Origin of the sequence: Mesorhizobium sp. 1B3 (assembly GCF_050958605.1) — a bacterium.
Taxonomy (GTDB): Bacteria; Pseudomonadota; Alphaproteobacteria; order Rhizobiales; family Rhizobiaceae.
Map to the genome: position 1 here is coordinate 158066 of NZ_JBJHDO010000002.1, position 15524 is coordinate 173589.

Genomic DNA, 15524 nt, shown 5'->3' on the forward strand with positions numbered 1-15524 from the left:
AAAGACCCGGCATTCCCCAGAGGGAATGCCGGGTCCAGCGCAAAGTGCTGCATTCTTCTTCTTCCCCCCACCCAGCAGCACTCAGGGTGTCCGGATCAGAATTCCTCCCAGCCGTCGGGTTCCGTTGCCGGCTCGACCAGCTTGACGGCCAGCGCGCCGCGGCCGACGGGCGCTATCGTGGCATAGGACGGAGCCGTGGCGGCGCCCCTGGCGGTCGGTGCATTGTCCGTGCTGACCTTGAACTGGCTGACGAGGCGTACGAGTTCTGCCGACTCCCGGGCCAGCGAATGGCTGGCTGCGGTGGTCTCTTCGACCATGGCCGCATTCTGCTGCGTCGTCTGGTCCATCTGGCTCACGGCGACATTGACCTCGCGCAGTCCTGTCGCCTGCTCGTTGGCGCCTGCTGCGATCTCGACCACGACTTCGTTGATGTCGTTCACCTGCGCGGCGATGCGTTGCAGGACGGTTCCTGTGGTGGTCACAAGTTTCACTCCGGCGTCCACCTGGACCGTGGAAGTTCCGATCAACTGCTTGATTTCCCTTGCCGCCTCGGCTGAACGCTGGGCAAGCGAGCGGACCTCCGAGGCCACCACGGCGAAACCGCGGCCGGCTTCACCGGCCCGCGCAGCCTCGACGCCGGCATTGAGAGCAAGGAGATTGGTCTGAAAGGCGATCTCGTCGATGACGCCGATGATGTTGCCGATCTCGCGGGACGATTTCTCGATCTGTCCCATCGCATCGATCGCCTGCCGCATCACCGCGCCGCTCTCCTCGGCATCCGCCTTGGCGCCGGCGACGACCTTGCTGGCATGGATCGCGCCGTCGGCGGTCTTCCTGACCGTCTCGGTGATATGTCCGAGTGCTGCCGCGGTCTGCTCCAGGCTCGCGGCCTGCTGTTCGCTGCGTCTCGACAGGTCGTCGGACGCGGTGGTGATCTCTTCGAGGCCCCGCCGGATCGCGTTGGCCGCTGCGTGGATGCCGAGCAGCGTCTGCTGCAGCCGCTCCACCGAGACGTTGAAGTCGGCGCGGAGCTGGTCGGCACCGGCCGATAGCGGGATCTCGATGCGCTGGACGAGGTCGCCTTCGGCAAGGCGAGTGAGGCTTTCGGCCATGACATCGACCGCGAATTTCGCTGCGCGCTGGCGCTCCAGCGTTTCGGTCTCGCGTGCGGAACGCTCCTCGTCCATCGCACGGCGCGCGTCGTCGGCTTCGGCTTCGAGTCGTTGCTTCTCGAGGCCCGCGGCGCGGAACACGGACACCGCCCGCGCCATCTCGCCGATCTCGTCGCGGCGACCGGAATAAGGAACCTCGGTCTCGTAATCGTCGGCTGCGAGCTTGTTCATGTAGCGAGCCATCGCGGTGACGGCCCGCACGACGCGACGATGCAGCCAGAACAGCATGCCGCCGACCATCAGCAGGACGACCCCTGCCGTCGACAACATGATCGTCTCGTAGAGTCTGGTCTCGCTTGCGGCCCGCTCGTCGACCTTTTTCACATAGGCGTTCGCCTTCTCGGCCAGTTTGTGGATCTTGTTGGCATGGATGTTGAACGTCTTGCTGAGCTTTTCGAAGGACGAGCGCGCGGCGACCCGGTCGCCCTTCTCCAGAGCCGGGATGAAATTGGTCTCCAGCTCGCTCCAGAAAAAAGTGTTGCCGATGAGGACCATGTTGAGCTCGCCGCGCAGCACTTCCGGGATCGGCGCCTTGTCCCAGAATGCCTTGCGCTCGAGATAGACGCGCTTCATCTCCGCCAGCCTCTTCTTGCCGCTCGCGGCGCTCTCCGCTCCGTCATTCATCTGTTGGGCGAGGATATATGCTTCGACGGTGAACACCGGTGGCGGCAGGATGTCGGCGACAAGCTGGTTGCCCAGCATGATCTCGCTGAAGACGGGCCCATTCACCTTCAGCTTCATCAAGGCGAAGCTGCTCACGGCGACCACCGCGGCGAAGCCGGCCACGAACAGGAAGGCGAAACCGACCATGGCGCGCGAAACCGTGAGCCGCATTCCGCTCCCGACTGTCTTGCGCGTTTTTCCAAAACCGAAAGCACGGAATTTCATGACGAGGCCTCCTGCTGGCGCCGGATCGTGACCAAGTACAGAAAATGGAAGAGACAATGCCGGAGGCAGCGGCGGCGCGGCATCATGCCTTTGGACTGGGAGTCCAAGCCGGCGCGTCTCGATCTCTTAAAGAAGAAGACTCAACAAGACGTTACCGGCGACCCGAAGACTGCATGGCGGCTAATAGAGTTTGTTCTTTTCTTGGCTGCAAAAAGAGTTCCAGGTCAAAACTCAACTCAGCTTGGACCGGCTTCTATGTCCGACGCGTCACATTTCCCTGCCGTAGCTAGCTCGCTCGGAACCAGCTAGCAGCACCATGAGTGGCCGTTGCCATGCTGAACGTGAAATGACGTGTTTGGGGCCGTCTCCGGACGGTCCGGTTCTGGATGAGAAAGGTTGATTTTATCCCCCCGAGCGATTGCCGTATCCGCTGCAAAACGCACGAGATGCTGTTCGACGCCCACAAACCGAGCATGCACTTAGCTTAAATGCATGGGAATGCGGGACACGACCCGGCGGAGTCCTATTTTCGTGATAGACGATCAAGCATTCGGTCGATGAGACTCTTGGCGGCAACCTGATTCACAGAGCAATCGTAGATAAGATCAAAAACTTCCTTGTAAATTGTCCTCTTGTGATCAGGCAGGTTTTCAATAATATCGCCCCTGGCTCTAGTCGTCTGAGCGTCAACAGCCTTCTCGATCGAAGCAAGTTGCCCTCTAAGTGCACGCCGGTCTTCACCTTCGAAGAGTTCGAAATTCACCGCCTTCTGCATCTCAGACAGGAGCGTACCGATTTCCGCCTTCATAGACTTCGCATAACGGTCGGAGATGGCCCCTTGCTTGATCACGCCCAGCTTCTCGTAGACCTTGTCCGCGCTTAGCTCGAATGTCTTCAGTCGGTTCCGTTTCTGAGAGGAAACGCGGCACTCACGTGCCACCTCGGCTCCTACGGGACGCAAGTGGGCAATGATGTTGTCCAAATGTGTGTTGCTTTCGAATTCGTCGCGACGTCCATTAGGCACAACGCGTGCATCGAGGACATGAACTTCCCCGATCGCCCACGAGCAGAAACGGTCCTCCGGAAATACCTCTAGGAACAGGCGGTCATTGCCAATCTGTATATTACCCACGCGGGCGCGAAGGCCACGAACCCCTTGCGAGGTCGGAATCATACCGTGATAGTCGTGATGGATGAGCCAACCGATAGCAGCGATACCGCCATCAATGTTCTCGATTTCGAAGGATTTGAGACTGCGCAGCGCGGATTTCTTCGCGTCCGAATAAACAACCTCATCGCGATAAGGACGATAGACCGGGGTTTCTGCCCCATTGATGTGGATGTTGTAAGACTTACCCGCTCGCCCATGAGGTGCAAGTAGTGCCGCGATTTCGCTTCCAAACGAGAATTCGGGCGAGAACGGACAAGGACAGACCTGTCCGATGAAGGCCTCCAGTTCTAACTCATTCAATAGCCGGTCATTAGCTATCCGGCGGGGTTTAATGAGCTCGACCTCAAAAAAGTGAACTGGGAAATCCTCGGGATCAAGCTGCTTGAATGTGACCGCCTCTCTCACAATCGTTTGCAGGTCAACATCGTTGCTGGCTGATGCCAGCATCCGCTTTACCGCGCGTCCATCCCACGCTGCTTCCAGAACCTTTGTGTCCCCTTTGGCTCTGGACCGAAACACGAGTTGCTGCACATACCCCAGACCGGACAGCCGCCCTACCCCTCGGAACCCCCTCGCATCCGTGCCGCGTTTCTCACTAGCGCCAAACGAGAGCATGCGGACAGAGAAATCTCTATTTGAAAGACCCCTGCCGTTGTCCCGGATAACCACCCGCCGGTCGATGTGATCTAAATTTATTTCAATGAGTCCGTCATCTGTCGAGCTAAGGAGACCGGATGCCACGGCATCATCAATTGCATCAGTCGCGTTCTGCACATATTCGCGAAAGATCGAAAGCGGATTGACATACATCGAGCTACTCAAGAGCTCCAATATGTCCATTCCGACGAAAATCTCCGGCATTTCAGAGCCGGCACCTACAACCCGTTGCGCTTCGATCATCTTCTAGACCCCCACTCCGTTACGCATAGGCCTTCGTGACGTTTTGCTCCTGCTTCGAATTTGTGCCCGGCTGCACATCTTCGTCGGTCAAGACGGCATCCTCAACCCTTTCATCTTCCGGCACGAGGTATGCGCTGATATCTTCAACCCGCCGCATCTTCTGCTCCTCCCATATGCGAGCCTCCTCGCTCTTGGGCATAGGGACAAAATAACGCGCGGCCTCGCGCAAGGCGCCATTAGCCAGAAAATGCAGATCCGCCTCGTAGCTATTCCTGTCCCGCCCGCATAGATATTCGAGCAATTCAGTACGCTCCTCAGGCGTCAGCCTGCGCATGGCAGATTGAAAAGAGTCGAACTCAGCCCGGCCTTCAAACTGCTCATACCAGTTTCGGTTGAAAATGTAGTGATGCGGCCTGAACAGAATATTCTCAAATTCTTCATAAGTGTCGCCATAGGCTTTTCTAAAGAACTCTGGTGCGCCACTTACGATGCCGTGGGTCGCTTGCAGCACGACTTGCATAGATCGCAAGTAATATGCGTTCCAATTCTTTCCGACATGACTGCGATCCGGAAGCGTTACCGGCTGGTAACGCATTGGAAAGGAGAAAATACGGATATTCAACTCTTCGTTTAGGTCAACGTTCAGACGCATCCGCTCAAAGAGATCTTGCGGGGTGTCATGAAAGTTGTAGAGCATGTAGTTAGACAGCTCGGTGAGCCCCGCTTCCGCCGCGTACCGAATGGCCTGCGTGTAAGGCTTCTTCACCCCGAGATGGTCAAAAGCGATACGAAGGGGCTTGATAGCAATCCGAGAAAGCTGCTGCAGATACATCGGGTCTTTGCAGAGAATCCGAGCGTCGACTCCCTGATTGAAATCGACACGGCGTTGCAGCTCGTAGCGCCCACGGCGCAAGGTCGCCCCGCGTTCGAAACCAAGATCTATGATTTCCGCAATGATGTCCTTGAAGTTGGCCGAAGCCACGACATTGTTGTCCATCAAGGTTAGATCGCGTTTTTCGCCATACAGGCGGCTCACTCCCTCGACAATTTCGGTCAGCGAGTTCGTATCTCGCTGCATGCCTTCCAGTTTCGGAACGCCACAAAAGGCGCATTTCCGCACACACCCACGCGAAGCGTAAGTGAAATATGCGTCCGAAACCGGGTATTTATATTCGATCTGATCTAGGATACTGTAGTCGGGGATCAAATCCTCAATTGGCTTGCCAGTCGTATCGTCTGAGTACAACTCCTCTTCGAATGGATCAAGATTAAGAGAAACTGCCGGGGAAGAGCCTAAAAGTCCTGTGATAAATCTAACTCCGCGCCATTTCGGTTCGCTGATATACTTCTCGTGCATCAGCGATGCGGCAATACCTCCCACAAAGACACGATGGGCCTGCCCACCTACAAGGTCGAGAGCGAAATCAATGCTGCGTGCTGTCCGGTCCCATTCAAACGAGAAAAGCGTAGTGATGTATATCCGGTCCCACGCCGTATCGTAGGCGGTCCGGTCCTCGCCTTTAATGAATCGCACATTGTCCTTTTTGCCGTGCGGCCCGTGATATTGGGCGATTTTCATCAATCCTAGCGGCGGGTATTTGTTGCGGTACCCCGGCTCCACGAGAAGGATGTTTTTGTTCGCCATTCCCTGCCCCGATTCAGTTGCCGGCCACCGTACATAGAGAAACCGCTCTTGTCGATCCCGTCGTAGTTCCGCTCTCGACCACCGGTCCGGCAGAAGATCAACGCGCTTTATGCAACCGCCAGCGAAGCTTGCGGCTGCTCGCCTTCTTCGGGCAGGTATCTCTCCATTTTTTCGAAGGTCTCATTGACAAAAGCCACTTGATCCGTGGTGAGGACCCCCCGCTCGGGATGGGCTGTGATGGTCCTGATGTCATTGAGCTCCTTGATCCATTTCGTAGCCTGCTTCCTGTTATCTTTGTCCTTTGAACCGAGGGAAATCACGTCTTTCACGAGTTCCCAGTTCTGGTGGCAGATATCGATATAGCTGATCAGGTAGAGGTGGGACTCTTCCTTACCTTCACGATCCTTCTCTTCCCAGGCCAGTGAGCATTGTTGGCGGATTTTGAGCGGGACGCCCTTCGTCCACCACGCCTTGTCCTGCATGCCGTAGTGACGTTTCAGTGTACCGATGACGTAATCAAACAGTTTTTTGTGTATTTTCGTGACCTTGGCAGCCGCCTCATCCGTTCCAGCTTCGTCGCGAGATTCTAGGTAGTCCTTGAGCCCCGGCGGCGCGAAGTTGGGATACGTCTTGGCTATCTGCGCTTCCATTCCATATGCCTGTTGACGCACCGCCGTCAGGGACGACCCGATGCGCCGAAAGGACTGAACTTCCTGGGGCGTTGCCGTCTTGAAATAGTCAATGAGCGTTTGCAGGTACGGCGAAATCTCTGCAAACGTCTCGTCGGCTGAAAGCAGATACAGGTCAGATCCGTCTTTTTGCCGGATGTGGTCGGCAACATCCTTTATGATGTGAAAGAGGGCCCTGATACCGTTATTGGTGCAAAGATACCCTCCTGGTCCGTCGCCAGTTTTCCAGTGGTTCTCCAATTGGTCGGCGAAGAGGCGAAAGCAATCGGTGAGGACGGAGATGCCCTTCTTGAGGTTTGCATCGTAAGCATCCGCGTTCGCCGTCGAAAGTGGGCCTGGAACGACCGCCCCTCTACTCAAGGTTCCGAGGAGCTTTGCAACACCGAGACCGTCACGGATAGAGGTCTGCGTGAGGCATCGAAAGGAGGTCTTCTTCTTGCCGGTGACCACCATCCGGTCGTTGAGCGGCGAAGTCTTCTCGGTATTTAGACGCGAGGAAATCCGCGACAGCAATGCCTGAAACGCTTCTTCGGGGTCGCTAGAGCACCAGTGCAGGTCCGAATAAAGCTCGACGAGCAGCCCTGTACTGACCTTAACCTGTTTGCTGTTAATGTCGATGAAGAGGTTCATCTCCTTGTCGGCCGACAGGTTCTCATAAGCCAGAACCGGCAGGGTCGTTTTGTCCTGCGCAAATCCATCGCCATCCCTGGCGTAGGCATATCCATACAGACGGTGCTGGCCGTCGATTACCCAGGCCGACGCATAATTCGCAGGCAAGTGCAGAATGCCGAGCGCTTCCTCGCCAATCTTTTCCTTTTCCTCGAATCTCAGGGCCGAGCGCTTCCCAGGCTTGAGATTGATAACGATGTTTGTCGGAAATTTGCCGCCGCCATTGATGTATTCCGCAATCTTCGTGAGCCGCCGTGGCTGCAACATGCGCTGGTATGTTGCGAGGTTCTCGATATCGCGGCTGGCCTTGTGGCCAACGTAGGCGATTTTCAGCAGCTCATCGGGTGGGATGAGAAACGTGTAGAACGTCTCTCCACCCATCTTCCCGCGGGTTGCAACAACCTGCCTGGCCAGACCGTCAATTTTCTGACCGCCGAACATATGCGCGAGAAACTGGTATCGGGCCGCGTGTTTGAGGTGCTGTACGAGCGAGGCATAGTAGTCGATTTCACCGTCCGCAACGACGGCAATCTGGGCTTCCTTGCATTTTGCAAGGTCCACATCGCTCCATGATACGTTTCTTGTCGCGATTACATGCCGAATCTTCAGTCTGACCTGTTGTCCATAAAATTTCCTGACAGATTTCCAGACCGGCTCCCGTATTGACTTCATCTTTTCGATGAGGTTCGCCATATTTTTCTTGCCGGGCGTGTCCTTCTGGGTGCACTCGACAATGATGACCGTCTCGTCGTCTTTGGCAAAAACGTCAATCTGGCGAGGTGGCAGGCCGTCCTCGACGGCAATTTGAAACTGGCGGCCCTTGCTCAATTCCTTGAAGCCCATCTGGGCGAGGATACTCCATACCTCGTCTTCGAGTTGCTCATCAGTAGGTTTGACTCGAGCCATTCGAGTCGATTTGGTGTTCCTTCTGACAGCGCGCCAGCCGTCCGCCTCTTCTAGCTTGACCTTCTCGGCTATGAGCTTTTTTGTTGAGCCTGTGATGGTCTTATAAACATCCTTGCTTTTTCTTCGGCGCAGCTCGGACGTGATTTCGTCTCCGGACACGAGGGGTCCGAGAGGCTGTTCGGTCATGGCAAGAATCCCCCGCTCCCAATATTCGGTAATAAAACCGCGGAACGATCTGTCTGCAAGGCGCACAGAGGTTTTTTGAACCGCCTGACGGGCAATTCGCTCCGACCTCCACAACCTCATGCTTTGAGACTACCATATGGTGCAGCCTAGCAACACGCCGCATTGGAAACAGCAGACATACCTTCTTATTAACTGGGCCGCGTGCGAGCGCGCCCTGCTGATGTTTTACGTCAAGGCGAGTAGATTCTTCCGGATTGCCTGATAGGTGGGTGGGTCCACGTGAGCGCTCACGATGGCCAGAACCTCCTCCATTAGCTCGTTCCGGATGCGCGACCGGAGTGCGGTGATCTTTTCATCGTCGTCCATGAAGCGGCCGATCAGCATCCGCGCTTGGGACTCGATTGCCTCGACATCCTTGGCAGCTTCCTGAAGCACGGCGACATTGCTGGTCGGACCCAGTTCCTTGCCCGCTGCGACGGTGGAGTCTACCGCGTTTGCGACCTTGAGGGCGGAGGAGGCATTGCGACGCAGGCGGCGCGCCTTCGTCAGAAGATCTACCACGGCTTCGTAGGAGGCTTTGGGGTTTTGCGTCAGCTTGCCACCGGCTTTCTTGAGCTCATCTACCTGTTTGATTACCTTGGTAATTTCCTTCTGTTTGTCGCGCGACGCTTCGTAGGCTTGGCTCGCCAGGTTGGCGCATAGGCCTTCGATGAGGTCCTTGCGGATCGCCAACCAGTTCTCCGTTTCCTCGAAGCCGTCACGGCGCGCGTTCGGGACTACATGGTCCGGCGCGATGTGGATCTCGCCGACGTAGTAGGCGGCCAGTCGGCCGTAAGAGGGGTTCACTTCCGAGAAAAGCTGTTCAAACAGCTGGGTGCCGTCGACCTGGATGTTGCGGACCCGCATGCGCGGCGCCCGGGTCTTCCAGTCGGAGATGGTCACCGCATCCTTGGTCCGACCAATCCAACCCCAATAGCGACCGTCTGTGTCCTGTTCGAATTCGACCGAATCCAGTTCGGTTTCGCCGTTGGCGTGGTCGTAACGCTCGCCGTAAGGCTTGAAGACGAGGGTTTCTATGGCGCCTTCCACGACGGTCACATCGATGGTCTCCATCGGCGCACCGAAGAAGGATCGGTAGCTCTGTTCGATCTGCGCCGCCCTCGGCCAGGACGGATCGTAGGGAACCGGCACCGTCTCGGACAGATACTCGATCACGCTCGACCCGTTTTTGAGGTTGTCTGGCGCATGCGCGAGCCCTTCCATCCGGACCTCGAAATAATGCTCCTCGGGCGTCGCGGTCTCTACCTGGGCGAAGGTGATTGCCGAACCTAGCAGGCGCGACAGTTCCATGTCCCCGCCGCTGTCCGGGTCCATGGCCTTCAGGAGTTTTGTGCAATCGAATGAGACCGTCGTCACAACAGTTTCGTCAGGGAAGCTTGTTTCAAAGGTAAGGGTGTCGCAGTAGGCCATGCCTGCCAAGCGTCCGATGCCGCGGAACCCGGCGTCGCGCTGGCGATCTTTCTTGGACGCACCCACCGAGGTCAGCGTGCGATAGGCCTGAGCCGCCGAGACGCCAAGACCGTTGTCGCGGATGCTAATCTTGTCGGCTGCAAGCCGGATAGTGACCTCGCCGCGCCCCGTGAGGCGTTTCAGCCTCTGGGCGCTGCGGATAGAATCGAAGGCGTTCTGCACATATTCACGCAGCGTGTGGCGCGGTTCTCCATACATACCGAGTGTCAGGGTTTCGAGCACGAAGGCGCCCACGTGCGGAATCGGGGGCTTGGGCGTCAGCGGCGAAGACGTAAGGTCAGTCATAGTCATCCGTATCCAAATCTTGCCCGATGCCACCGTCGCCGCCGGTATCGAGGGGTTGCAAGCCCGAATCCTCTGTCCAGGTGAGCGCTCTAGCATCGAACTCCGACGACAGTCTGTCGACCGGCGTCAGATAGGTTCGGGCGAGCAGAAGCCTCAAGTCCCGTCCCGTGCAGCCCTCTGTTGGGGGCCTGCCCAAGAGACGCGTGAGCGTGCGTTCGGAGTTGGCGGGAAGGTTAGCCAGCAAAGCAGCTTGGCCGCCCAGACGAATCGCCCGGATTCGGAAGGGCGCCGGGGCCGGTCCCAGTTCGAGCGTGTAGCGAACGTTGGCACCAGATCCGGGAACATAGGGCAAGCGGACGCCCCTTTCCTCCACAAGACGGCCGATCGTCCTGAACGCATCCGCCATCCTGGGATCGTTCTCCAGACCAAGCACCGCTTGAAGGATACGCGGCTCTGGCTCTCGGCGGTTCTCGTCAAAGCGGTCAAACACCGCTGAACTTGCGAAAGCGAGAAGCGCCAGTTGGGCAGCCTGTTCGCTCGTAGCGCGCACCTTTTCCAGATAGAGCGGCAATCGCTCGGGCCAGCCGGACGCCTCGGCGACTGTGAGCTCGGCGAACACCCGCCCTAGCCGCACGCCATCGATCTCGGTGCCCCCAGCCGGGGTCAGTAGTGCGGCGATGGCGGCCTCGGCCTCGGCGGGAAGGGCATTGAGGATGGCGTCGACCTCCGCCGAAACGCTCGGAGTCGCGACCTGCCGCACCGTAAAACTGTCCCAGTCCAAAGCGGTGGGCGGCGCGGGCTCGGATGGAGGCGGCGGCGCCTCGGGCTGGACGACCACCGGAGCCTCGCCGAACGGCTGAAGCCTCTTGTCCAGCTGGGCGACCAAGTCGAGGCGGTGGGTCGCAGCCTGCCAGATGCGGGACGGACTGGGACTCCCGGATCGCCGGGCTGCGAGATCCAGCGTGGTGGCCAAGAAGGCTGGATGGGTGATAAATACTTTGTCGCCGCCGGTCCGGCGCCGGAACTCATGCAGCAGCATCGGATGGGGCAGAGCGACGTCGAGATCGAAATTCCGGTCCGCCTTGCTCGCCTCCGGGCCGACCCCGGAGAGCCACCGGGCTGCGCTGACCCAGTCGGGCTTCTTGTCACGCGAAACAAAAACGGCGTTGGTGGCAAGCGGCGTCCTTCGCGGGTTGCCCGCCTTGGTCTGGCCCGCCGCGGCCATGTCAGCGAGGATTTCTTCCCACAGGATCACGTCACCAAAGCGGTTCTCGGGCTTGTTGTCCTGAAAACCCGGCGGAACGCGGTGGTCGTAACGGAACTGCCCGACTTCGTTGAGAGTCTGCAGGATGGCGCTGACGTCCGTGTCCATCATACGATCATTGGCGAAGGCGATTACCTCCTCCGTCGCGGCGCGGATCTGCGCGTCCTCAACCGAGATCGCCTTGGCGATCCGGGCGACCTGAGTGTGCGACAAACTCAAAGCTGACAGGAGTTCGACCCGCCCGGTAAACCCGCCGCGGCGCGAGCAGTCCTCGTCGGCCCGCTCGGCGGCGAGCCAGACGAATTCGTCGTATTTCCCCATGGCCTCGCGGATCGTGGCCGACACGTTGTTGGGGATGGTGTTGGCGGACAGGTGTTTATGCAGCTCGTGCGCGGCCCAGACGGGGACCCGCACTGCGCCGGCGGGTCGCGAGGCGGCCCAAACCATAAATTCCGCTCGGGCGTCGGCACCAATCCGAATTAACCACATCAGCAGGGAAGTGTCGAGATATACCCGCGTCTTGGGATCAGAAAGCGCGCGTATCAGGTCGTCGAGGTAGGACGGATAATCCCGGACCAACGGATCAAGCCGCATCACCCCTCCCGAACCCTCGGCGCTGATCGCCAGTTGCCGTCCCCCTTGACGGTTCCGTGAACCCTACCCGCTGGAAAATGGAGTGTCATCTGTGTTCTGTTCGTGGAGCGTTAGAAGATCATGCCTTTTTCACGGTGGGGTTGCTCCGCAGCCAAGCGCTTCGCAAAATGGTCAGGAATTGCACTCAATAGGCTCGAAATCTCACTGCCTTGCAGCGCGTAACTACGCTGTCATGGACACTGCAGCGGCCTCAGCGGACCGGTAGCTTTGGGGAATTCGGGGAGGCACTCCGAATGACCGACATGGGGCGCAAAGCCGTCACTCACGCTCAACCGGCTTCCGTGCCGCAAAACGATAATGCCGATTGAGTTCTGACCCTAGAACAGGTCGAAATCGCCGGCCGCTTGACCGGCGTCATGAGCTTTTTCACGGCCTCGTGCGCCGATCTTGTGCATCAGCTCGGCCAGGAGCAGGTCGCCGGTCGCGCGATGGGTCTCCACACGGAAATCCGCCGGGAGCGTCTTGGCGATGGCGCGCAGAAAGCCTGCGATGCCGTCGAGCTTCTGAGAAACCAGATCGGCTTCCTGCATGGCCGCGACGTAGGACGGGTCGGCGGCGCCCGCCGTCCAAGTGAGGCGGGCGATCAGCGACTGGTTGTGATCGACCAGCCGGGCCATCTCGGCAAGTGCCCCTTCCACCCGTGAAAGAACGTCGGCAAGGGGCTCGTGGAATTCCTCGGCAAGGGCAATGTCCCCTTCGACGCTCATGGGTTCCTCAAAAGAGTTCGACATTGCCGACTTCGGCGGGAGATGGACGGCGGATGGCGGGCAGGACCGGCTCGGGGGTGCTGCGCGGCAGCAGGAATTGACGCGCCCGTCCCGTCGCGGGGTGATACTCCAGTTTGCGCCCCTGATCGCCGCCGACGCTGCCGCCGGCGTAGCGGATCGATTCATTTTCGAGAAAGTTGCGGGCGAATTCGAAATTCTTGGCCCCGATATCGGCGAAACCCTGGACGGTGCGGGCCCCGCCAAACAGCTTGGCCTCGAGCGAATGGCGGCTGGCTCCGCGTTTCAGGAGCCCATTGACCAGGAGCTCCATCAAGTAGACACCGAAGCGTTCGGCCTCCTTCTGGCTGCCGCGTTCGCCATCGCCGGGCAACAGGAAATGGTTCATGCCGCCGATCCCGAGCACGGGGTCACGCATGCAGGCGGCGATGCAGGAACCGAGCACGGTCGTCATCACGGTCTCGCGATCGTCCGTGACGTGGCACTCGCCTTGTATGACATGGACCCGTTTGGGCCGGCGGCTTTCCGTCAATGAAGCCTCCCGACGATCGCTTCCAGCGAACGCCGCAGATTGTCGGGCGTGAAGGGTTTCGTCAGGTAGTTGTTCAGGCCGAGCTTGGCGCCGTCCTCGAGCACCTTGCGGTCTGCATTGCCGGTCAGGATGATGAAGGGCGTGCGGCTGAGCGGCTTGCATTCGCGGATCGCCTTCAAAAGCTGCAGCCCATCCATCTTCGGCATGTTGTAATCCGAGATGATGAGATGGCAGGGAGCGGTCATCATCATCTTCAGCGCCTGCTCGCCGTCGGCCGCGACGTGAATCTGACGGAAGCCAAGATTCTCGAGAGCGTCGCGCAGCAGCAGCCGGCTGGTCGTCGTGTCATCCACGACGAGGATTTTCAATTGGGCGAGGAGTGACATTCCATGCTCCCTTCATTCCGGTCTCGACCGGGGGTCGAGTATTTCCTGGCTTATTCTTGTGAGGGGGACCTGCCGGCCCACCGCCCCGATCTCGAACGCGACGCGCGGCATGCCGTAGATCAGGGAGCTTGCCTCATTCTGACCAATCGTACGGGCACCCGCCTGGCGCATCTGGAGGAGGCCTTGAGCGCCGTCCCGGCCCATGCCGGTGAGGATGACACCGACGGAACCGGCGCCGGCCGCCTTCGCTACGGAGGACATCAGGACGTCGACGGACGGCCGATGGCCGGAGACGGGATCGCCCTCTCGGAGCCGGCTTTCGAAGCCGTTGCCGCGCCTGAACACTTCGAGATGGAACTGGCCTCCCGGCGCTATGTAGACGTGGCCGTCAGTCAGCACTTCGCGATCCTTGGCCTCGGTGATCGTCGGCTTGCAAAGACGGTCGAGGCGTTCGGAAAAGCTGCGGGTGAAATTGGCCGGCATGTGCTGGGTGATGACGGTGGGCGGGCAGTCCGCCGGAAAACCGCTCAGCACGGTGATGAGGGCCTCGACACCTCCGGTCGAAGCGCCGATGGCGACGATGCGTTCGGTGGCGCGATAGCTGTGCGGCGCGGCTGGCGCCTGCGTCGGCGCGGCAAGGCCATCCTGCCGCTTGCGGCGCGATTCACCGGCGGCGCGAACCTTCTCGGCAAGTTCGCGGAAGGTGCGGTCGTCCTGGAGCGAAGGTTTCGCGACGCAGTCGAAGGCGCCGTTCGCCAGTGCTTCGACAGTGACAGCGGCGCCGCTGACGGTAAGCGTGGACACCATGATCACCGGGCGAGGGCGGTGCTTCATCACCCGGCGCAGGAAGTCGAGGCCGTTCATCTTCGGCATCTCGACGTCGAGCGTGATGACGTCGGGGTCGAGCGTGTCGACGAGCCGGAAGGCTTCGGTCGGGTCCGGTGCCTCGCCGACGACCTCGATGCCCGGCGCGCCGTTCAGCGCGAAGGCGATGATCTTCCGCATGGTCGGGCTGTCGTCGATGATCAGAACACGGACGGGATTCATCGCACACCTCCCTGCGCGCAGCGCCACGTGGTGATGCCGTCATTCACAAAGATGTCGGCTGCGGGGCCGGAGATCCGCTCCGAATGTCCGATATAGAGATGACCGCCGGGCACCAGCACGCCGGCGAAACGGGCCCATAGGTCCGCCTGCTTGTCCTTGTCGAAATAGATCGCGACGTTGCGGCAGAAGATGACGTCGAAGGGCCTCTTCATCGGCCAGCGAGCGAAAAGATTGAGCTCGCGGAAGGCGACGAGCTGGCGTGCCTCCTCGGCCACCTGCCATCTCGTCTCGCCGCCGTCGCGGCTGCGGCTCAGCCAGCGGTTCCGGAGTTCCGCCGGCACGTCTTCTATCGCGCTCTCGGCATAGGCGCCGATGCGGCCCTCGGCGATCATGTTGGGGTCGATGTCGCTGGCCAGGAGCTTGAAGTCGTAGTCGAGCACGTCAGGCATCATCTGAAGGATGACAAGCGCGGCGGAGTAGGCTTCCTGACCGTTCGAGCAACCGGCGGACCAGATCCGGACCCGGCCGCCCTTACGGGCGCGCTCGATCAGCCCGGGCAGCACTTTCTGGCGCAGGTGGTCGAAGTGGTGCTTCTCACGGAAGAACTTCGTCACATTGGTGGTCAGCGCAGCGACCAGCTTCTGGCGCTCGTCGACGGCGTTGCCGTTGGAAACGATCGCGCAATAGTCGCGGAAGCTCGACAGACCAAGGACGCGCAGGCGTTTGGCGAGGCGCGCATAGACGAGCGCCGCCTTCGATTCCGACAGGCTGATGCCGGCATCGTCATGGAGGATCGCCGCGATCTGCCGGAAATCGGAGACCGTCAGCAGATACTCGCCCGGCACGAGGGCCGCCGCGTCCATGGTGGTCGAAGT

The 15524-nt window shown here is 59.4% G+C and carries 11 protein-coding genes; all 11 read right to left on the bottom strand.

Annotated features, from left to right (window positions below; all coding sequences use genetic code 11):
• Positions 1-95: 95 nt before the first annotated feature.
• The 11 genes from ACCO56_RS05855 to ACCO56_RS05905 all read right to left on the bottom strand — a co-directional run bounded on the left by ACCO56_RS05855 (position 96) and on the right by ACCO56_RS05905 (position 15512).
• A complete protein-coding gene (locus tag ACCO56_RS05855) occupies positions 96-2060 on the bottom strand; it encodes a methyl-accepting chemotaxis protein (protein WP_433638600.1) in 1965 nt (654 codons plus the stop codon).
• 523 nt (positions 2061-2583) lie between these two features.
• Positions 2584-4131, bottom strand: a complete 1548-nt coding sequence (locus ACCO56_RS05860; protein WP_433638601.1) for an ATP-binding protein — start codon at positions 4129-4131, stop codon at positions 2584-2586.
• 19 nt (positions 4132-4150) lie between these two features.
• Positions 4151-5776, bottom strand: a complete 1626-nt coding sequence (locus tag ACCO56_RS05865; protein WP_433638602.1) for a radical SAM protein — start codon at positions 5774-5776, stop codon at positions 4151-4153.
• A gap of 107 nt (positions 5777-5883) precedes the next feature.
• Positions 5884-8226, bottom strand: coding sequence for a DGQHR domain-containing protein (locus tag ACCO56_RS05870; RefSeq protein ID WP_433638604.1), 2343 nt, complete (start codon positions 8224-8226; stop codon positions 5884-5886).
• Between the two features lie 225 nt (positions 8227-8451).
• Entirely contained in the window at positions 8452-9990 is a 1539-nt protein-coding gene (locus tag ACCO56_RS05875; protein WP_433638606.1) for an ATP-binding protein, read from the bottom strand.
• Positions 9991-10033: 43 nt separating this feature from the next.
• Positions 10034-11899, bottom strand: a complete 1866-nt coding sequence (locus tag ACCO56_RS05880; RefSeq protein WP_433638609.1) for a PIN-like domain-containing protein — start codon at positions 11897-11899, stop codon at positions 10034-10036.
• Positions 11900-12276: 377 nt separating this feature from the next.
• Positions 12277-12666 (bottom strand): hypothetical protein, encoded by a 390-nt coding sequence (locus ACCO56_RS05885; protein ID WP_433638611.1) that lies wholly within the window; start codon positions 12664-12666, stop codon positions 12277-12279.
• Between the two features lie 7 nt (positions 12667-12673).
• Positions 12674-13216 (bottom strand): chemotaxis protein CheD, encoded by a 543-nt coding sequence (locus ACCO56_RS05890; protein ID WP_433638613.1) that lies wholly within the window; start codon positions 13214-13216, stop codon positions 12674-12676.
• On the bottom strand, positions 13213-13602 hold the full coding sequence (locus ACCO56_RS05895) for a response regulator (RefSeq protein WP_433638616.1): 390 nt from the start codon (positions 13600-13602) through the stop codon (positions 13213-13215). Before ACCO56_RS05895 ends, ACCO56_RS05890 begins: the two co-directional genes overlap by 4 nt.
• A gap of 12 nt (positions 13603-13614) precedes the next feature.
• Complete coding sequence (locus ACCO56_RS05900; RefSeq protein WP_433638618.1) at positions 13615-14649, bottom strand: protein-glutamate methylesterase/protein-glutamine glutaminase; 1035 nt, start codon at positions 14647-14649, stop codon at positions 13615-13617.
• A complete protein-coding gene (locus tag ACCO56_RS05905) occupies positions 14646-15512 on the bottom strand; it encodes a CheR family methyltransferase (protein WP_433639776.1) in 867 nt (288 codons plus the stop codon). Before ACCO56_RS05905 ends, ACCO56_RS05900 begins: the two co-directional genes overlap by 4 nt.
• Between the last annotated feature and the right edge of the window lie 12 nt (positions 15513-15524).